This window comes from Anaerococcus urinomassiliensis, assembly GCF_900128425.1.
GTDB lineage: Bacteria > Bacillota > Clostridia > Tissierellales > Peptoniphilaceae > Anaerococcus > Anaerococcus urinomassiliensis.
Map to the genome: position 1 here is coordinate 440156 of NZ_LT635782.1, position 20771 is coordinate 460926.

Here is a 20771-nt window from a genome sequence, read left to right on the forward strand (position 1 = left end):
TTGTCAAATATAAGCAAAATGGTATAATATGTAACGAATATGTAGACTTATTTTATACTAGAGATTAGGAGTTTTAAAGTGATTAATAATAAAAAATCCATAATTCCTTTGTCCAATGAAACCATCAAAAAGGCACTATTGGGTGCTACTATTATTGCTGGTGGATTTGGCCTTATGGGGAATACTAATGAAGTATATGCTGATAGTGTTCCGTCTTATATTGCAGACGAACTAGACGGTGTATACGATGAAACTATCGTTATAAGCGATGATAGTGCAAGCACTACAAGTGCACAAAGCACACAGATAGAAAGAAAAGAACAAGCAGTAAGTGCTCAAACTTACAGCTCAAATGCGACCGAAGAAATAAGTACAGCTCTTGAAATGTCTGAGGCTAATGTTCCAGCTGCCCAAAAAGCATCAGATGAGCCGAACCATGCCGAAGATGATAAAAAAGTAGGAAAAGACTCAGACCCTAGCCAAATTGATCAAACAAAGGCTGAGACAGATCTAGCCCAAGGAGCAGAATTAGCTGGTGGGTCTGCAAGTACACGAATCAGATCAACCTATGCTGTCGCAGAGTCAAATGCGCCTAACTACAAGAAAGATGAAGAAAAGGTAGGAGAATACGCTGGTAACGACCTTGGCGATACAGGGCAATACCTCGGTAGCACACAGGAAGATGAAAAAGAAAGCATAAAGTACGTTATCTTTGAACCTTCTAAAAATCCTGGAGTTGACAAGAAAAAATTTGGCTTTGTTGTCCGTGTGGGTAAAGATCGTGATCGTACCTTTGCAGATTTATTAATTCAGGGGACAAACGCTTCTACTACATCCATTAGCACAGGGACTAAAGAACTTCTTGACATCGGAAAAGAGCCACTTGAAGGATACAAAGTAAACTACAAGCCAGGTGAAACAGTTTCGATTGGTCGAGAAGGTAGAGGGCCACTCACTCTTACCTTTGCTGGAACAGAAGAGCTCTTAAATTACATTAATACCCACAAGGATATCACCTTTGGTTTTGTTGACCACTATACTGAAGAAAATACAGATAAAACTAAGCAAATTTTTAGAGATGCAGATGTCAGCTTTATTATGAACCCATACCCTAACGAGAATGATGAGTTTAAGGTAATCAAGCTTAACGGAGCAGAAGCCACTGATCCTATTGCAGCCAAGGGTCAACTGGTTAAAACAGGTGCTCACATTGATAACTTAGATGAGAACGCCCTTGAAAGACTTGTAAACCAAACCTATGACTCCAATGGAAATGTTATTAGTGAAAAATATCTAAAGGCAGAAGTAGTAACTGCTTCTAATATAGGTGATCTAAAGGCAGAGCTAGGAAAAGAGGGTTCTGATATTAAAGTCGGAGATGTCCTATATCGTATGCCAAAAAGTTACTATGAGGATGGGTCCATGTTTAAGGAAGCCATCTATAAGGGACTAAAGGCTTTAGATGTAAGATTTTACGTAAGACCTAGAAAAGCAGAAGAGTTTAATAATGTTTCAACAGCTTATAACGAGTACGCAACTTATAAAGAGCCAACTTCTGATGCACAAGAAGATGATGGCAAATATGGCGAAGAGTCTATTAAGCAAGGCGATAAAGACGTAACAATCTCCAAACAAGGGATTGCCAGATACGACCACTATAACAGTGTGGGAAATATCTTAATCAACCTAGACGATACCCAATACTACGACCAAGTCTTTAAGGATGAAAAGGGAAAGATCCTATCCAACACCGAAGAATTCTACCCTATTAAGCCTAGCCAACCAGTGGAAGTAGCTATAAGAGATAAAAAGGGTGAATATGGCAAGGACGCGGCTGATATGAAAGAGGCTGAGGATAATGGTCTAGTAAAGGGAACAATCAATACAAAGGATGCAGAGAAAAATGGCTGGAAGATTGACATAACTCCTGGTGATAGTTCTAAATTTACGGTTACTCCACCTGCTACAGCTCAACCTGGCGATAAGATTGCCGTACCTGTAACCTACAGATATACTAATGGATCTATTGATGTTCACTGGTTCCACTTTGAGATACCAGAAACTGACAATAACCTACCATCCTATGATGTAAAGGTAGACTATCCAAGTAAATCTATTACTTCACCTATTAAGGTACAAAATCATCCTGAAAAGAATAATCCAAAAAGCTATACTATAGAAGATAAAATATATAAAGATGACAGAGGCAATGAGTGGACAGTATCTATAGATGATAATGGTAATGTAACAGCTACACCATCACCAGATGGAACTTATAATGGTGGAGAAAAACTAACAGTACCAGTAACAGTAGAATACGAAAATACAACACAAACTGAAACTACAAACGCAGAATTTGTCCTAAAAGAAAAGACAAACCTACCACCAGACTTTAATGCAAAAGCTGGTAAGACAGGTGATACATTAAAATCTGCACCAAAAGTAAATACAGAAGACACCTACAACAGAAAACCAGCTTCATATAGTTTCGAAAATGGAGAAACTACTAAAGATATTACAGATGATAAGGGTAATACTTGGACAGTAGAAATTAATCCAAAAACTGGTGAAGTAACTGCAACTGTACCAGAAGCTGCAGAAGGCAAGACTCTTGAAGGAGCAGTCCTAGATGTACCAGTAGTTGCAAACTACAAAAATGCTGACGGAACAGATGCCGGAACTGAAAATGCCAAGGTACAATTTTTCGCAGTAGAAGCAGGAAAATCTGAACCAGCACCACAATTAGCAGCTCCAAGATATGACGCAAAAGTGGTAGATGCAGGAGAAAGCCAATCAGCACCTGTAGATACTGGTGATGACGAAAATGCAACAAAACCAACAAGATACTCAATCCCAGAAGGAACTACCTACACAGATAGTAAGGGTAACACTTGGGATGTATCTATAGATGAAAAGACAGGTGAAGTAACAGCAACAGCACCAAATGCAGCTGAAGGCGAAACACTTGACCTAAACGGAGCCATCCTAGATGTACCAGTAACAGCACATTATGAAGATGCTGAAGGTAATGAAATTGCAACCAAAAAAGCATCAGTTCAATTTATAGGAACTGGAACAGAAGGTAAGCACACTTATACAGAAGAAATTCCATTTGTAACAACTGTAGAATACGACCCAGACTTCTATACAAACTACCCTGATGAAGAAAATAACTACAAGCTAGTGACTGAAGGGGTAAATGGATCTAAGAAAACTGAGTTAACTATTGTAGATTCTAAGGTTACAGATACTAAAGTAGTAGAAGAAACTAAGCCAACTAATGCAGTAATCAAAGTTGGTGAAAAAGACTACACAGGAACATTCGAAACAAAGAAAACAAGTCCAGTAGAATTCGAAACAGAATATGTAGTAGATAACTCCCTAGAACCAGGAACAACAGTAGTTGAACAAGAAGGATCTCTAGGAGAAGAAGAAACTACAGTAACTCATAAAATTGAAAATGGTAAAGTAGTTGAGTCAACAGAAGGAGAAAAAACTCAAACAAAGGCTCCAACTAAGAGAATAGTAAAAGTAGGACCAGCAAAAACAGATGGAACCCACACCTATACAAACAAAAAACCATTTGATGTAGAAGTAAGAGTAAATCCAGAACTTCCAAAAGGTGAATACAATGTAATTCAAGAAGGTGTAGAAGGAGAAGAAGAAGTAACAGTTACAATAGAAAACTCAAAAGTAACAGAAACTTCAGAACCAAAAGAAACCAAAGCACCAGTAAATGAAATTATTGAAATAGGAAGCGAAGACTACACAGGAACTCTAGAATATACTGACAAAGATCCAGTACCATTTGAAACAGAAGTAACCATAGATCCAAGCCTAGCACCAAATGAGATTGTAGAAGATCAAGCAGGAGTTCTTGGAGAAAAAGAAACTAAGATTACAAGAACAATCACAAATGGACAAGCAGGAGAAGAAGTTAGAGGAGAAGAAACTCAAACAAAAGATCCTGTAACAAGAAAGATTAGAGTCGGAGCAAAAACAGATGGAACTCACACTTATACAAACAAAAAACCATTTGATGTAGAGGTAAGAGTAAATCCAAACCTACCAAAAGGTGAATACAATGTAATCCAAGAAGGTGTAGAAGGGGAAGAAGAAATAACAGTTACAATAGAAAACTCTAAAGTAACAAAAACTTCAGAACCAAAAGAAACCAAAGCACCAGTCAATGAAATCATTGAAATAGGAAGCGAAGACTACACAGGTGTGGTAACACACACTGAACATTTTGAAATTCCATTTGAAGTAGAAGTTAGATACAATGACGAGCTTCCAGCTGGAACTAGCAAGGAAATTCAAAAGGGTGAAAAAGGCTCTTATGATGTGGAATACAAGCAAGCTATTAAAAATGGTCAAGCTGATGGAGAACTATCTAAGACTGAAACTAATAGAACAGAAGCTAAGAAACACATCATCGAAGTAGGAACTAAGGTTGAAACTCCAGAAAATAACTACTCAAAAGATGTCGAAGTAGAAATCGAATATGTATACGATGATACAAAAGACAAGGGTGTAGTAGAAACTGGTGAGTTAACACCAGGTAAGGTGGAAACTAAGGTAGTTGATAAGTATAACCCAGAAACTGGTAAGATCGAACAAACTACAGAAGAAGTTGTAACCAAGGCAAAACAAAAAGTTATCGTAGGTACTAAGGACTTTACAGGCACATACGAATACGAAGATACTTGCCCAGTACCATTCGAGGTAGAAATCAAAGAAGATCCAACTCTTGCAAAGGGTGAAAGAGTGGTAGACCAAGAAGGCGCACCAGGTTCTAAAACTACTAAGTATGAACAAGATATAGAAAATGGTAAGGCTGTTGGTGAACGTAGAGTAGTAGAAGAAAAAATTACAACAGAGCCTAAAAAACACATTGTTCGTGTGGGAACAAAACCTGCAGAAGGCTCTACAGAAAAGGTAGTGGAAAGAGAAATCCCTTATGAAACTAAGGTAATCTATGACGAAACTCTTGAAGCGGGAAGCCAAAAAATCGAAAACGAAGGAAAACCAGGCAAGGAAGAAGTAACTATTACTCAAAAGGTTAAGGATTCTAAGCCAGTAGGAGATCCAACAGAAACTACAAAAACTATCACTGAAAAAGAAGATAGGGTAGTAAGAATTGGTGTGAAACCTGTTGAAAAGATTGTTGAACTTGGTCACTATACTGAATACAGACACAACCCAGAACTTAAAGAAGGCGAAACAAAAGTTATCGAAGAAGGTTCTAATGGTTCTGTAAAATATACAACTACTTTCAACAAGGAAACTGGTAAACTTGAAGTTAAGGAAGAAAGAGTTGAACCAAAGAACAAGGTCGTAGAATATGGTTCTAAGACCGAAGGTGAGTTCAAATTCGAAAGCGAACAAGCTTTTGATATCATCATTAAAGAAAATCCAAACCTTGAAGCTGGAGAGACTAATGTTATCCAAGAAGGTATTGTAGGAAAAACTGAAACTACTGTTAAGATAGAAAACAGTAAGGAAGTAGATAGAACTACTAAGACAATAACTGAAAAACAAGATAAGATTATAGAAATTGGAACTAAGAATGTTTGTGAAATTCCACCAGTAGATCCAGAAAATCCAGACAAGCCAGCCGACAAGAATCCAGAAAATCCAGACAAACCAGGAGACAAGGATCCAGAAAATCCAGACAAGCCAGCCGACAAGGATCCAGAAAACCCAGACAAACCAGGAGACAAGGATCCAGAAAACCCAGACAAACCAGGAGATAAGGATCCAGAAAATCCAGACAAACCAGGAGACAAGGATCCAGAAAACCCAGACAAACCAGGAGACAAGGATCCAGAAAACCCAGATAAACCAGGAGACAAGGATCCAGAAAACCCAGACAAACCAGGAGACAAGGATCCAGAAAACCCAGACAAACCAGGAGATAAGGATCCAGAAGAACCAGGTAAACCAGGTGACAAAGATCCTGAAAAGCCAGGAAAACCAGGCGATAATGATTCTGAAAAGCCTGGAAAACCAGGCGAAGAAAAACCAGAAGAACCAGGCAAGCCAGGTGAAGAGAAACCAACCGAACCAGGCAAACCAGGTGAAGACAAGCCAACAGAGCCAGGCAAGCCAGGTGAAGACAAACCAGAAGAACCAGGTAAGCCAGGTGAAGACAAGCCAACTGAACCAAGTAAGCCAGGTGAAGAGAAACCAACCGAACCAGGCAAACCAGGTGAAGACAAACCAGAAGAACCAGGCAAACCAGGTGAAGACAAACCAGAAGAACCAGGTAAGCCAGGTGAAGAAAAACCAAATGAACTAGGCAAGCCAAATACACCAGAAACAGAGAATCCAAAATATCCAGAGAAACCAAACTATAATGGCAACAACAATATAGTTACTAATCCGGGTAATAAATCTGAAAATAATAAAACAGTAGAAACAGAAACTTTGAATAATCAAAAAACTCAAAAGGATTCAAGTTCAAAAGACGGCAACAAAACTGCTAACACGAACGTTAAAACAGGTGTAAGTGGTACAATTAGCGTAGCATCAATATTAGCAGCAGCAAGTGCTGGATTATTAGCTAGCAAAAAGAAAAAAGAAGATGAATAATGGTTCAGTATAAAAAGTGGAGTTTATCTCCACTTTTTATTTGCCCATTTATATATTGATTATGAACTGATCTTAATACTTTATTATTTGTTCATTAGTTCGGACATAAAAATACCCCCATAATATAGCAAAGTATGTACTGACCCCCAAAAGTTGGACTTAAAAACCAACTTAAGGAGGTCAGTTTTTTAATGACAAAATACAGCACAGAATTTAAGATGAAATTAGTAAAAGAATATCTTGAAGGAAAAATAGGATACAGAGAATTAGCAAAAAAATACAATATCCCAGACAAGCATACTATTAGAACGTGGGTTAATGCTTACCAATCCCAAGGTTATGATGGACTAAAAGTATCAAGAAAGAATAATAGTTACACTTTAGAATTTAAACTAAATGTAGTAAACTTGTATTTAACAGGAGAAATGTCCTATCAAAGCCTATCAAACAATCTTAAAATCAATAATCCATCAATAATCGCTCGATGGGTTAATGAATATAGAAAAGAAGGAATTGAAGGACTTAGACCCAAGAAGAGAGGAAGACCTTCAAAAATGGCAAAAACACCAGAGAAATCAAAAGATATAAAATTAGAATCAACATCACAATTAACCAACGAAGAAGATAATTCATTAAATGAAGCACAACTAAAAGAAAAAATAAAGAAGTTAGAAGAAAAAAACTATTGGCTTCAACTAGAAAATGATGCAATAAAAAAAAAGATAGAATTGTCTCAAATGACAGATGCAGAAATAAGACAATTGCTAAAACAATCGAAGTCTTAAGAAGTAAATACAAACTTAAAGATTTGCTAATCTACTTTAACCTTCCAAAATCGACCTACATGTATTGGCAAAAAAGGCTAGAGCTGCCAAGCAAAGACAAAGAAATTGAATCAAAAATATTAAAAATCAGAAAAGACAATCCAAACTATGGCTACAGAAGGATAACAGCAATATTAAAAAGATTAGGACTAACAATAAACAAAAAGAAAGTACAAAGGTTAGTTCAAAAATTAAAAATACAAGTAAAGAACTTTTCAAGGAAAACAAGAAAATACTCATCATACAAGGGAACTGTTGGTAAAGTAGCAGACAATAAGATAAAAAGAAACTTCAAAGTAGAAAAACCATATACCCAAATAACGACAGATACAACAGAATTTAAGTATTTAGAAAAAGATAAATCAGGAAACTATCAAATAAAGAAACTCTATCTAAATCCATACCTAGATATGTACAACAGTGAAATACTAAGCTATGAAATATCAAAGAAACCAACACTAGAACCAATTCTAAAAGCCTTAGATAGAGCAATAAAAATAACTAACAAAAGCAAGGAAGAAAGAATATTTCACTCAGATCAAGGCTGGGCATATCAAGTAAAGCAGTACACATCAAAACTAGAATCCAATGGCATAATCCAATCTATGTCCAGAAAAGGAAACTGCTTGGACAACTCACCAATGGAAAACTTCTTTGGAATACTAAAACAAGAAATATATTATGGAAGAAAATTCTACTCATATGAACACTTAAAACAAACAATTGAAGATTTTATAAAATATTACAACGAAGAAAGAATAAAAGAAAAATTAGGATATTTAAGTCCGGTGGAATATAGAGAAAAGAATGTAGCATAAAAAACTTCCACCCCTAGGGGTGGAAAGTAATAAGCTAATACCAGAACTAGTAAACTACAAGTTCTGGTATTAGGTCCAACTTTATGGGGTCACCTTAGTATTCAATAGAAAAATTATGGGGTTATAATATTAAATTTTATTAAGGTTTATATAGCAAGACTTATTTTCCAATGAATCAATGGCCAGAGCGATCTCGTTTAGCATGGCTATAAGCAGAGATTTATCATTTACTGACAATTGACTATCGATACTTTTATCTGACATATCTATGCCGACAACTCCATAGACTGCACTATTTTTTCTAATGGCAAAATATAAGCCATTAGCATTAGCTAGAGTATTTGTGCCTGCACCAGCACTATCATTATTTAAAAATACCCATTTTGCTACAGTTTTCTCGGAGTTTTGCAAATATATTTCTTTCATATTTGCGACGTTTTTTGGGTTATAAATTATTGGCGACAAAAGCGAGCTTTTGAAAACAGGATAAAATATTATTACCTTGTTTAGGAGCTTATATAGTTGGTAGCAGGTTTCATACATTACTTCATCATAGTTTTTGCTTAGCTGCAATCTCTGGCTTGTCTTAAGCAGAACCTCTAAGCTGTGTGACTGCTGAGTTGTTAGTATATTTTCCTTTTTTAGTCTATTTTGCATTAGGCTAATGAAAAAAGAAACTATGCTCATTATTATAAATATCATTAGATATTCTTTTGAGTAAATCCTCAAAGAATAATATGGTGGTATAAATATAAAATCTATAATAAATATATTTAGCAAGAGAGCAAGCATATTGTATATAGGGTGTTTTGTTGTGTATCCAACTATGCAGGATGATAGCGTATAAAGCAAAACTATGTTAGTTGTATTGAAATCAAAAATAAATAAGCCATAAGATAGTATAGTTGTAGCCAACATTATGAGCAAAGTTACTATCAGATCTTCGCTATCAAAATGCACAAATTCATCTAGACTTATATTTTTTTTCTTATACTCACTGTTAGCATCAGGGATTATGAATATATCAAGATTTGGAGCAGCCTTAGTAATTTCATCAATTATAGTTGTTTTATTCAGAAATGATATTTTCTGTGAGGATCTTCCCAAGACAAGCTTTGATACTCCACTAAGTTTTGCATATTGGCTAATTTGAAATGATATATCATCACCATAAGAAGAAACGATATTAGCTTTTAGATGTTTAGCCAAGTCTATATTTTTTTGTAAGTTATTTTTTTCTGTATTAGAAAAATCTTTGCTTTCAGATGTTTCTACATATAGGGCACTAAACTCTGCATGGAAAGAGTTAGCCATCCTATAAGCAGTTCGGATTACTTTTTGGTTAGTAGGTGATGGGCTAAGACACACTAGTATATGTTCTTTTAAGAATGGTTTATTTTTTTCGTCAGTATATAAATTTATCTTATCGGCACATCTTCTTAAAGCTATTTCCCTAAGCGAGATAAGATTATCTATAGTAAAAAAATTATCTAGGGCTTTTTTAGACTGGGAATAATTATATATTTTTCCTTCCTTTAATCTTTCAATTAATTGTTCTACTTCAATATCTATTATTTTTATATGGTCAGCATTATCAAAAACATAATCAGGTATACGTTCATTGACTTTTATATTAGTAATTGATTCTACTATATCATGAAGGCTCTCTAGGTGTTGGACATTTAATGTTGTGTATACATCAATGCCCGCCCTAAGTAATTCCTCTACATCTTGGTATCTTTTTTTATGTCTACTGCCTGGTGCATTGGTATGGGCAAGCTCATCTACTAATATGATGTCAGGTTTTCTATCTAGGGCCTTATCTATATCCAGTTCATTAAAAATATGATCTTTATAGTTTATTTTTTTATAGTCTATTATATCTAGACCATTCATTAATGCTAGAGTATCTTTTCTATCATGAAGTTCTACATAACCAACAACCACATCTATGCCTTCTAGGTACTTTTCGTGGGCAACTTCTAGCATATTGTATGTCTTTCCGACACCTGCACAGTATCCGAAGAAGATTGTCAATTCACCTTTTTTTTCCATAAAATTATCCTTCTTTATTTATTTCTGATTTTATTTTACTATATATATTTGAAAAAAAGGCAAAATCAGTGAATTTTAATACAATTTTAATGTCTATGGTGTATATTTTAAAACTATTTTAAGGTAAAAGTTGGTATATTACACATATAGTTAGAGAATAGGAGGAGTGATTAATGTTAGACCTTATTATGATAGCTATAGTAGTCATTTCATTTTTAATATTAAAAATATTTGTCCATTGGATAGATAAAAAAATTACAAGTAATTAATTATTGTGGAGGTTTATATGTTACTATTATCAATTGTTATTTTAGGGGTTTTATGCTATTTGTTTTATGCACTGGTTAACCCTGAGAAATTTTAAATATAGTTTTGGGAGATAAATATGGAGGAAGTTATGAATTTAAATAAATGTGATTTTAATAATTGTTTGAATGATTTCTGTTCCTTAATAAAATTAAAAATTGATGTGGGAAGCCTTGATGAATGTATAGAATTGGTAAAAGATAAAATGAAAGAATATCCACATAGTCCAGTTCCTCACAATTTGTTAGGTATTTTGATGGAAAAAAGAGGAAACCATGTGTTGGCTATGAAACACTTCAGGGCTGCTTGGGCATTAGACCCATGCTATATGCCTGCTTGTAAGAATTTAGAGAATTTAGCAATATATGGTAAAAATAAAAAATATGTATTTTCGTAATATTATTGTATGAGTAGGAGAGATTATGTTTCAAATATTATTAACAATGCTAATATTCTTTATAGTTATATTTCCATGTGGAAATTATTTATATAAAGTGACAAATGACAAAGAAACTTTTGCTGATCCTTTATTTAATAAAGTTGATTCAGGAATTTTTAAGCTTTTAAAAATAGATAAAACCGATATGGAATGGAAGGAGTATGCATTATCACTTATTCTGGTAAATGCTTGCTTAGTTTTATTTTCTTATGTGGTATTAAGGATACAATCTATAGGATTATTTAATCCAAATAAAATATCTTCTATGGAGGAAGGCTTAAGTTTTAATACTATAATATCATTTATGACAAACACAAATTTGCAACACTATGCAGGTGAGTCTGGCTTATCATATTTTTCTCAAATGTTTGTGATAACTATGATGATGTTTACTTCTGCAGCAAGTGGATATGCAGCTTGTGTCGCTATGATTAGGGGAATACTTGGTGAGAAGATGGGAAACTTCTACGTGGATTTTATAAAAATTATCACAAGATTTCTCTTGCCTGCTGCTATCATAGTAGGATTGCTATTAGTATCTCAAGGAGTTATACAAAACTTCAATGCAAATTTCGTTATAAAAACTATTGAAGGTAAAAATCAAGAAATAGGTGCAGGGCCAGTCGCAGCATTGGAATCGATTAAACATTTAGGAACAAATGGTGGAGGATTCTTTGGATCGAATTCATCAAACCCTTTTGAAAACCCTAATATTATTTCGAATATTATTGAGTTAATATCTATGATGTTGTTGCCAGCTTCTTGTGTTATCATTTTTGGTAAGATGGCATATGATAAAACATTCAATAAATTAGCAAGTGAAAGAGATCAATCACCTAGACAAATAGACAAGGCAGCAAACAAAAAAGTTTGGATGGGTAAGGAAGGTCAATCAATCTTTATTGCTATGTCAATCTTATTTGTTATAGGCTTAGGTATTTGCTACCACAATGAACTTACTGGTACAAATGGGGCAAATCTAGCTGGTATTTCTCATAGTATGGGAAATATGGAAGGTAAAGAAATGCGTTTTGGTCTTGCCCAGTCATCATTATTTACTACGGTAACTACATCATTTACAACAGGTACTGTCAATAATATGCATGATAGCTTAACTCCTCTTGGAGGTTTAGTACCAATGCTTCATATGATGTTAAATGTTGTCTTTGGTGGTGCAGGAGTTGGATTAATGAATATGCTAATTTATGCTATATTAGCAGTATTTATTTGTGGGCTAATGATTGGAAAGACTCCAGAGTATTTGGGCAAAAAAATCGAAGGTAAGGAGATGAAGCTAGCTGCTTTATCCATCATTATTCATCCACTTTTGATTTTGGGATTTTCTGCAATAGCTGTAAGTTGCACTTCAGGTCTTGCTGGAATTACAAACCCTGGCTTTCACGGATTAAGCCAAATATTATACGAATACTCTTCATCAGCAGCGAATAATGGATCTGGCTTTGAAGGCTTGAGTGACAACACAATGTTTTGGAATATTACCTGTGGCTTGGTTATGTTTTTTGGAAGATACTTAGCTATTATTATCCAGCTGGCTATAGCAGGAAGCCTTTCTAAAAAAATAGACATTAACGAAACAGCTGGAACATTAAAAACTAATAATTTAACTTTTTCAATTATTCTAGTGATAATTGTATATATATTTGCAGCACTAACATTTTTGCCTGTACTAGCTTTAGGACCAATAGCAGAATGGTTGGTACTATAGGAGGAAATATGGTTAATAAGAAAACAAAATTTGTAAGTAAAGATATAATGAAGACTTCTATTAAAGGGGCATTTTTAAAATTAAATCCCAAGTATATGGTAAAAAACCCTGTAATGTTTGTAGTAGAAATTGGATTTATAATTTGTCTATTACTTGCTTTTTTCCCAAATTTGATAAATGATGGAAGCGACAATGCAAGTAAATACAATATGCTTGTTTCCATTATTTTGTTTATAACTTTACTATTTGCAAATTTCGCCGAATCTGTAGCCGAAGGTAGGGGAAAGGCACAAGCAGAGACATTGAAAAAAACAAAAAAGGATACTAAGGCTAGAAAAATTTTAGATGATGGAAAAGAAATTGAAATCTCTAGTAATGACCTAAAAAAAGGAGACGTAGTTTTAGTAAAAGTAGGCGAAATAATCCCTAATGACGGTGAAATAATTGAAGGTATAGCAAGTATTGATGAATCTGCAATTACTGGTGAATCCGCACCAGTAACTAAAGAAAGTGGTGGAGATTTTTCTTCAGTTACAGGTGGTACACTTGTTGTATCAGACTGGATTAAAGTTCGTATAAGTTCAGATCCTGGTGAATCATTTTTGGATAAGATGATATCTCTTGTAGAAGGAGCCTCTAGACAAAAAACACCAAATGAGATTGCTCTAAATACTTTGTTGGTTTCCTTAACTATTATATTTTTGATAGTTATCATAACCCTATATCCAATAGCTAACTATTCTAATGTAAAAATTTCAGTTTCTACATTGATAGCTTTAATGGTTTGCCTAATCCCTACTACAATTGGTGCATTACTTAGTGCAATCGGTATAGCTGGTATGGATAGGGTTACTAGATTCAATGTCATAGCAATGTCAGGCAAGGCTGTAGAAGCTTGTGGTGATGTTGATACAATGATTCTAGACAAAACAGGAACAATAACCTTTGGAAATAGGCTAGCTAGTGATTTTATAAATGTCGATGGAATCGACAAATCAGATTTAATAGACTATGCCATGATATCATCACTAAAAGATGACACCCCTGAAGGTAAATCTATAGTCGAACTTGCAAAAAAATTGGGTTCGAAAGTTAATCCAGCAGATTACGAAGATGCGTCTTTTGTAGAATTTACCGCAGCAAGCAAGATGAGTGGGATCGATTTAAAAAACGGTCCAATGATTCGCAAGGGATCTGGGGAAGCGATAATAAAGTTTATTACTGAAAGAGGTGGAGATGTACCAAGCGACCTACAAGCAAAAGTAGAAAGTATTTCCAAATTAGGAGGTACTCCACTAGTCGTTTGTGTAGATAATGTAATTTATGGAATTATCTATTTGAAAGATACGGTTAAGCCAGGACTTAGACAAAGGTTTGAAAGACTTAGAAAAATAGGCATAAAGACCATAATGTGTACTGGTGATAACCCACTTACTGCAGCAACAATTGCAGCAGAAGCAGGTGTTGATGGATATATAGCAGAATGTAAACCTGAAGATAAGATAGAAGCCATAAAAAAAGAGCAAGCTCTTGGAAAAATTGTAGCAATGACAGGTGATGGAACCAACGACGCTCCAGCCCTAGCTCAAGCTGATGTCGGTATTGCAATGAATTCTGGTACAAGTTCAGCTAAAGAAGCAGCCAACATGGTTGACCTAGATTCTGATCCAACCAAAATATTGGAAGTTATAGAAATAGGCAAGCAATTACTTATAACAAGAGGTTCATTGACTACATTTTCTATTGCCAATGATATAGCTAAGTACTTCGCAATAATTCCAGCTATCTTCACATTGGCTATTCCTCAAATGAAGGTTTTAAATATAATGTCATTGCACAGCCCATCTAGTGCTATTATTTCAGCACTGATATTTAATGCAATCATCATCCCTTGTTTAATACCTTTAGCAATGAAGGGTGTAAAATATGAACCAATGTCAGCATCAAAGATGCTAGGCAAGAATATGTTGATTTATGGATTTGGTGGAGTGATTTGTCCATTTATTGGTATAAAACTAATAGATATAATAGTATTTCCATTACTTGGCGTATTAGGAATATGAAGGAGATTAAATGAAATTGATAAAAAAATATAAAAGTGCATTTTATTTAACAATATTTGCATTTATAGTATGTGGAATAATTTATCCACTTCTTATGACGGGAATAGCTCAATTAATCTTCCCAAAACAAGCAAATGGTAGTTTAATAAAAGTAGATAATGAAGTAGTTGGATCTGAATTAATAGGCCAAGATTTTACCGATCCTAAATTATTTCATGGCAGACCATCAGCTGTCAACTACAATGTATATGAAGGAAAAGCTGGGTCGCTAGCCTCTGGTAGTGAAAACTTCGCGGTAAGTAATCCTGATTTAAAAAAGAGAATTGATAAGGACGTTGATAAGTTTTTGAAAGAAAACCCAACTGTATCAAAAGAGGATATTCCAGAAGATATCATCAGTCAATCTGCTTCAGGGCTTGATCCTCATATTTCCTTAAAAGCAGCCGAGTTACAAGTTGATAGGATAGCAAAAAATACTGGACTTTCTAAGGAAAGTATAGAACAATTAATCAAGAAAAACACAAAAGAAAAAACATTGGGAATCTTTGGTGAACAAAGAGTAAATGTATTGGAACTAAATATAGATTTAATCAGTGAAACGAAAAAATAAATAGTACAAAATTGATAAAGGCCTCATGAGATTATATCTTGGGGCCTAAATTCATTTTTTCACAAAGTATACTTTAAGAAGGTAAGTAAATATGAATGAAAATATAAAGATATTAGTTGTAGAAGATGACAGAGCTGTGAGAAACTTGATATCGACAGCATTACAAATAAATGATTATGAATATGACCTAGCGATTGATGGTAAAAATGCTCTACAGCTAATGACTTCAAATAAATATGACATAGTTTTTATTGACTTGGGCTTGCCTGACATTGATGGAATAGAAATAATAAAAAAATTCAGAGATTTTTCGACTACTCCAATTATAGTAATTAGCGCTAGGACCAATGATGAAGATAAAATAGAAGCCTTGGATGCAGGGGCAGATGATTTTTTAACCAAACCATTTAATGTTGACGAACTTCTTGCAAGAGTTAGGTCAACCTTAAGAAGAATAAATTATGCTGAGAATAATAGTGTTGAAGACAAAATTTCATTTGAAAATGGAGATATAAGAATAGATTATCCTTCGAGAAGCGTATTTATTAAAGGTGAAGAAATACATTTAATGCCAATAGAATATAGCTTATTATGTTTATTAGCAGAAAATGTTGGCAAGGTTCTCACACATCAATATATCCTAAAAAATATTTGGGTCAATTACCTTGAATCTGATCTTTCTTCTTTGAGAGTATATATGACATCTCTTAGAAAAAAGATAGAAAAATTAACCGACGATAAGTATATCCAAACTCATGTTGGAGTTGGCTACAAGATGATTAGAATCAATAAATCAGGGGAAGATGAAATAAATGGATCTAATTGATAGAGATTTGGTATTAGTTTGTATCTCTGAATCCCAATCTAATAGTCAGGTAATAAAAGAAGCCAATGAGATAGCCAAAAATGAAAAAGCTAAACTAATTGCTCTATATGTATCTGATAGAGATAAGTTTCAGGAAAAAAAGGACAATGACTACCTACAAGACAATTTAAGTCTAGCGGAAAACATGGGGGCCATGGTTGAGATTATATATGATGACGATATAGCAAGCCAAATAGTAAACTTTGCAAAACTATATAAAGTAAAAAAAATTGTAATAGGAAAAAACCGAAATGATTTTAATCTATTAGCTTTAAATACCAGCATATATGATCAAGTGGTAAAAAAATCTGACAGAATTGATATTTACGCTGTTCCAATAAATGATAAGGTCAAAACTTATGGGTTTAAAGAAAACAAAAATATATCGAAAGATTTGTTAATTGCTTTTATAATACTAGCAATCAGCACTCTAATAGGTTATATATTTTATAATTTTGGCTACAGTGATGCAAATATAATAATGATCTATATACTAGGTGTTTTTTTTATTGCCCTTGTAACTTATGATGAATTAGTGAGTTTTATTTCATCTGTAATATGCGTATTAGCCTTCAATTATTGTTTTACTCAGCCAACTTTAAGTTTATCAGTATATAATCCTGAATATATTATTACTTTTTTAGTCTTATTAATAGTATCATCTTTGACAAGTAAGCTAGCAAGCCAGATAAGAAAAAATGCAAAGAATTCATCAAATATGATATATATAACAAAGCTTTTGTTAGAAACGAATCAACTTTTACAGACTAAAATATCCAAATACGAAATCATAGAAACAGGCTGTAATCAATTATCAAACCTACTAAATAGAAATATAGTTTATTACGATATAGTAGATGGGAAAATTCAGGATCCACTAATATTCAATGATGACCTTAGGGATGTTCATAAAGAATTTCTCAAAGAATTAGAAATAGTAAAGTGGGTATTTGCCAAAAACAAAAGTGCAGGTGCTGGCACAGAATATTTGCCAGATGCCAAGTACTTATATTATGCAATCAGATTTAATACAAGCGTGTATGGGGTTATAGGTATACATTTGGGTAAAGATAGGCTGGATTCCGTAGAAAATAAAATTTTACTAGCTATCCTTGGAGATATGTCTTTGGCTTTAGAGAAAGAAAAAATTTTAAAAGATAAAAACGAAGCTAATTTGAGAATAAAAGATGAGCAATTGAAAACAAATCTTTTAAGATCAATCTCCCATGACTTAAGAACACCCCTAACTACTATTTATGGTAATTCTGATATACTACTTAATAATTCGGAAAACTTGACAGAAACAATGAAATTAGGGCTATATAGAGATATTTATGATGATTCCCAGTGGCTACTGAATCTTATAGAAAATTTACTTTCAGTAACTAGAGTTGAAGAAGGTAAAAGCAAACTAAAAATAGAGCCACAAATGGTTGAAGAAGTCATAGAAGAGGCCCTAAAGCATGTAAGCAGAGATAAAAAAAATCACAATATAACTGTTGATATAGATGATGACTACCTAATGGCTGATATGGATGTGAGGTTAATAATACAAGTCATCATAAACCTTGTAGACAATGCTATAAAATATACTTTTGAAGGGTCAAGTATCAATATAAGAGCCTACCAACATGCAAACAAAGTCATAATCCAAGTGGCAGATGATGGAAAAGGAATTGAGGATACCGATAAGAAAAAAATATTCCAAAAATTCTATTCGGCTAATAACAAAATCATCGATAGCAAGAGGAGTATAGGTCTAGGCTTATATCTTTGTAGGATTATAGTTAAGGCCCATGGTGGCGAAATAAGTGTAACGGATAATATACCAAGTGGATCTATATTTACTATGGTTTTGAAAGCTAGCCAATAAATGATAAACTATGTTTTATACTTTGTACAAACATAAAAGAATTATAATATGATACAAATAAAAAGGGGGCTGTTGCAAAATAGATAAATCGTTCCTATATCATTCGAGCACCCTCCCAGAAAGTTTGGCCTCCCTGAGCCGGCGGGCTAAACCTCAAACTTTCTGGGAGTGCACTCCAATGATGGAACGTTAGATATCTATCAATTTGCAACAGCCCCTCTTTACTTATTTACTATATGATTTTGCTAGATGGTAAAGAGTTTTGACGTGGACTCCTGTACCACCAACTTCGTTTAATCCTTGAGATTTTGATAGGTAGGCTGTTCCTGCTATGTCTAGGTGAACCCATGGATAGTCTTCAACAAAGGCTCCTACGAATTGGCCAGCTGTGATTGAACCACCGTATCTGCCACCAGAGTTTTTGATGTCAGCGACTTTTGAATCGTTGTAGGTTCTTAGGAAGTCATCATTTGGAAGTTGCCAAATCTTTTCGTCAGATTCTTTTGAAGCTTCCATAACTTTTTCAAAAGCTTCTTGGTTGTTGGTAACAGCACCGGTGTAGGTTTCTCCAAGGGCTACTAGAACTGCTCCAGTGAGGGTTGCAAGGTCTACGATAAGTGCTGGTTTGTATTCTGTAACACCATAATTTACTGCATCTGCGAGGGTGATACGACCTTCAGCATCGGTATTGTCTACTTCAATTGTCATGCCATTTCTTGCCTTTATAACATCACCAGGTTTGTAAGCTCCTCCAGATATGCTATTTTCACAGGCTGCTACTATAGCAACTACATTTACCTTTAGCTTGTTTTTCGCTATAGCTTTCATAGCACCGATAACAGTGGCAGATCCACCCATATCAGAGTTCATAGTTTTCATTCCCTCGCTTGTTTTGATAGAGTATCCACCTGAGTCATAGGTAAGACCTTTGCCTACATATACTAGTGGTTTATTATCTCCGTGTAAGTATTCCATTACTATAAAGCGAGGCTTGTTAGACGATCCCTTGGCAACTTCAAGATAGGCTGTAAGTCCCATCTGACGGATTTGTTCTTCTTCATAAATTTTTACATCAACACCAAGGTCGCTAAGTTCATCATTGGCGTATTTTGCTAGTGTTTCTGGATAGATGTCATTTGAACGTAGGTTAATGAGATCACGGGCTAAGAATTGACCGAATAATGTGTCCAAAAGTTCTTTGACATCATTTTCGTATGATTTTAAACTAGCTGGTAGATTTATGCTTTCAAGATTATTCGCGCATTTTTGGCTCTTATAATGGTCAAAATTATATGTTGAAACTTGTAAAGCTTCTACAAGTCCAAGGACATAATCTTTTTCCTCTAGATTTAGGTCAGATTTCTCAAAAGAAACCTCATTGATATCCTTATCTGCCAAAAATCTTCCTAGTTTATAAACAGCTTCTTTGAAATTTTCCTTAGAAAACTTATCCTTATCACCAAGACCTAGAAGAATTGTTTCTTCCCCGATAAGTGGCAAAACTGAACCATTTGATCCACCAAAAAATGGATTAGTAGATTCATTCTTAAAGACAAATATTACTAAGTTGTTCTTACTATCATTAAAAATAAATTTCATATACACTCCTTTATATTATTATAGTACATGGGAGGAAGTTTTGCATTTATGATCAATAGAATAAAACATAGATAGGGTATCTTATATTATAAGATGGAGGTAAAATTATGAAATTAATTTGTTATAAGAGATGTACAACATGCAAGGGTGTTGAAAAAATGTTAGAAGAAAAAAATGTTTCCTATGAATATAGGGATATCAAGGAAGATAATCCAACAGCGGCCGAACTAAAACAATGGCACGAAAAGACTGGACTTCCAATCAAGAGATTTTTCAATACTTCTGGCAAAATCTACAGGGAAGAAAATATAAAAGATAAATTGCCAAATCTTACAAATGATCAGGCTTACGAACTTCTTGCAAAAGATGGCATGCTTGTCAAAAGACCTATATTATTTACAGATGATGGGGAAATTTATGTTGGCCCTGATGTAAAAAAATACATCGAAAGATTGTAGGAGATGAGATGACTTTTACCTTAAAAGGCATGGACAAGATGGATGATAAAGCTCGCATGTCCGAGTTTTTAAATTTTGTCAAAATACAAGTAGACGATGAGAAGGATCCACTGGCACTTATGAGCAATATTTCTGCCTTTATTATGTCTTGTACTAGAAAGCTCAATTGGGCAGGCTTTTATTTGCTCAAAGATGGACAGTTGGTCTTAGGACCTTTTCAAGGATTGCCTGCTTGCACTAGGCTAAGCTTAGATAAGGGAGTGTGTGCCAAGGCCTTTAATGACAAGAAAATCACAAAAGTTGATGATGTCCACGAATTTGCTGACCACATAGCTTGTGATAGTGCATCAGAAAGCGAACTTGTTATACCCTTATTTAGAGATGGCAAAGTATATGGAGTCCTAGACTTAGATAGTCCAGAAAAGAATCGATTCACTGACTTGGAAGTTAAAACTTTTGATCAGCTAGCTAGGTTAATAGAAAAATTTTTATAGTCCATATATGGTATTATCATTCATTTTATGATATAATTATTCATTAT

Annotated in this window: 14 protein-coding genes; 12 read left to right on the forward strand and 2 right to left on the reverse strand. The window is 34.2% G+C overall.

The window, feature by feature from the left end; translation table 11 throughout:
* Positions 1 to 78 precede the first annotated feature (78 nt).
* The 3 genes from BQ7474_RS10485 (at position 79) to BQ7474_RS03145 (ending at position 8236) form a co-directional block, all read left to right on the forward strand.
* Positions 79 to 6594 carry a G5 domain-containing protein gene (locus tag BQ7474_RS10485; protein ID WP_073997567.1) on the forward strand — a complete coding sequence of 2172 codons (6516 nt, stop codon included), beginning with the start codon at positions 79 to 81 and terminating at the stop codon, positions 6592 to 6594.
* 191 nt (positions 6595 to 6785) lie between these two features.
* Entirely contained in the window at positions 6786 to 7379 is a 594-nt protein-coding gene (locus tag BQ7474_RS03140; RefSeq protein WP_073997383.1) for a helix-turn-helix domain-containing protein, read from the forward strand.
* Positions 7367 to 8236 (forward strand): IS3 family transposase, encoded by an 870-nt coding sequence (locus BQ7474_RS03145; protein WP_235821527.1) that lies wholly within the window; start codon positions 7367 to 7369, stop codon positions 8234 to 8236. The genes BQ7474_RS03140 and BQ7474_RS03145 overlap by 13 nt, the downstream gene beginning before the upstream one ends.
* A gap of 129 nt (positions 8237 to 8365) precedes the next feature.
* Here the strand turns inward: BQ7474_RS03145 and BQ7474_RS03150 are convergent, their stop codons facing one another.
* On the reverse strand, positions 8366 to 10291 hold the full coding sequence (locus tag BQ7474_RS03150; protein WP_073997568.1) for a sensor histidine kinase: 1926 nt from the start codon (positions 10289 to 10291) through the stop codon (positions 8366 to 8368).
* Positions 10292 to 10577: 286 nt separating this feature from the next.
* Between BQ7474_RS03150 and BQ7474_RS11090 the strand changes: the two genes are divergently transcribed.
* The 7 genes from BQ7474_RS11090 (at position 10578) to BQ7474_RS03185 (ending at position 18173) form a co-directional block, all read left to right on the forward strand.
* Positions 10578 to 10655: a potassium-transporting ATPase subunit F gene (locus BQ7474_RS11090; protein ID WP_073998783.1), complete on the forward strand. Its 78-nt coding sequence runs from the start codon at positions 10578 to 10580 to the stop codon at positions 10653 to 10655.
* Positions 10656 to 10676: 21 nt separating this feature from the next.
* Positions 10677 to 10994: a hypothetical protein gene (locus BQ7474_RS03160; protein WP_073997569.1), complete on the forward strand. Its 318-nt coding sequence runs from the start codon at positions 10677 to 10679 to the stop codon at positions 10992 to 10994.
* Positions 10995 to 11019: 25 nt separating this feature from the next.
* Positions 11020 to 12762: a potassium-transporting ATPase subunit KdpA gene (locus BQ7474_RS03165; RefSeq protein ID WP_073997570.1), complete on the forward strand. Its 1743-nt coding sequence runs from the start codon at positions 11020 to 11022 to the stop codon at positions 12760 to 12762.
* Between the two features lie 8 nt (positions 12763 to 12770).
* A complete protein-coding gene (kdpB, locus tag BQ7474_RS03170; RefSeq protein ID WP_073997571.1) occupies positions 12771 to 14825 on the forward strand; it encodes a potassium-transporting ATPase subunit KdpB in 2055 nt (684 codons plus the stop codon).
* A 10-nt stretch (positions 14826 to 14835) separates the two neighbouring features.
* Complete coding sequence (gene kdpC, locus BQ7474_RS03175; RefSeq protein ID WP_073997572.1) at positions 14836 to 15435, forward strand: potassium-transporting ATPase subunit KdpC; 600 nt, start codon at positions 14836 to 14838, stop codon at positions 15433 to 15435.
* A 91-nt stretch (positions 15436 to 15526) separates the two neighbouring features.
* The gene (locus tag BQ7474_RS03180; protein WP_073997573.1) at positions 15527 to 16261 is read left to right on the forward strand and encodes a response regulator transcription factor; all 735 of its coding nucleotides are present in this window, start codon (positions 15527 to 15529) and stop codon (positions 16259 to 16261) included.
* Positions 16248 to 18173 (forward strand): ATP-binding protein, encoded by a 1926-nt coding sequence (locus BQ7474_RS03185; RefSeq protein WP_073997574.1) that lies wholly within the window; start codon positions 16248 to 16250, stop codon positions 18171 to 18173. Before BQ7474_RS03180 ends, BQ7474_RS03185 begins: the two co-directional genes overlap by 14 nt.
* A gap of 225 nt (positions 18174 to 18398) precedes the next feature.
* Here the strand turns inward: BQ7474_RS03185 and BQ7474_RS03190 are convergent, their stop codons facing one another.
* The gene (locus BQ7474_RS03190; RefSeq protein WP_073997575.1) at positions 18399 to 19772 is read right to left on the reverse strand and encodes a leucyl aminopeptidase; all 1374 of its coding nucleotides are present in this window, start codon (positions 19770 to 19772) and stop codon (positions 18399 to 18401) included.
* Between the two features lie 107 nt (positions 19773 to 19879).
* Between BQ7474_RS03190 and BQ7474_RS03195 the strand changes: the two genes are divergently transcribed.
* Both BQ7474_RS03195 and BQ7474_RS03200 read left to right on the forward strand, forming a co-directional pair.
* The gene (locus BQ7474_RS03195; protein WP_073997576.1) at positions 19880 to 20230 is read left to right on the forward strand and encodes a Spx/MgsR family RNA polymerase-binding regulatory protein; all 351 of its coding nucleotides are present in this window, start codon (positions 19880 to 19882) and stop codon (positions 20228 to 20230) included.
* Between the two features lie 8 nt (positions 20231 to 20238).
* Positions 20239 to 20724 (forward strand): GAF domain-containing protein, encoded by a 486-nt coding sequence (locus BQ7474_RS03200; protein WP_073997577.1) that lies wholly within the window; start codon positions 20239 to 20241, stop codon positions 20722 to 20724.
* The last annotated feature ends 47 nt before the right edge of the window (positions 20725 to 20771 follow it).

Coding starts and splice junctions, on each gene's coding strand:
- BQ7474_RS03140 (WP_073997383.1), top strand. CDS start 6,786: ATGACAAAATACAGCACAGAATTTAAGATGAAATTAGTAAAAGAATAT.
- BQ7474_RS03150 (WP_073997568.1), bottom strand. CDS start 10,291: ATGGAAAAAAAAGGTGAATTGACAATCTTCTTCGGATACTGTGCAGGT.
- BQ7474_RS11090 (WP_073998783.1), top strand. CDS start 10,578: ATGTTACTATTATCAATTGTTATTTTAGGGGTTTTATGCTATTTGTTT.
- BQ7474_RS03160 (WP_073997569.1), top strand. CDS start 10,677: ATGGAGGAAGTTATGAATTTAAATAAATGTGATTTTAATAATTGTTTG.
- BQ7474_RS03165 (WP_073997570.1), top strand. CDS start 11,020: ATGTTTCAAATATTATTAACAATGCTAATATTCTTTATAGTTATATTT.
- kdpB (WP_073997571.1), top strand. CDS start 12,771: ATGGTTAATAAGAAAACAAAATTTGTAAGTAAAGATATAATGAAGACT.
- kdpC (WP_073997572.1), top strand. CDS start 14,836: ATGAAATTGATAAAAAAATATAAAAGTGCATTTTATTTAACAATATTT.
- BQ7474_RS03180 (WP_073997573.1), top strand. CDS start 15,527: ATGAATGAAAATATAAAGATATTAGTTGTAGAAGATGACAGAGCTGTG.
- BQ7474_RS03185 (WP_073997574.1), top strand. CDS start 16,248: ATGGATCTAATTGATAGAGATTTGGTATTAGTTTGTATCTCTGAATCC.
- BQ7474_RS03190 (WP_073997575.1), bottom strand. CDS start 19,772: ATGAAATTTATTTTTAATGATAGTAAGAACAACTTAGTAATATTTGTC.
- BQ7474_RS03195 (WP_073997576.1), top strand. CDS start 19,880: ATGAAATTAATTTGTTATAAGAGATGTACAACATGCAAGGGTGTTGAA.
- BQ7474_RS03200 (WP_073997577.1), top strand. CDS start 20,239: ATGACTTTTACCTTAAAAGGCATGGACAAGATGGATGATAAAGCTCGC.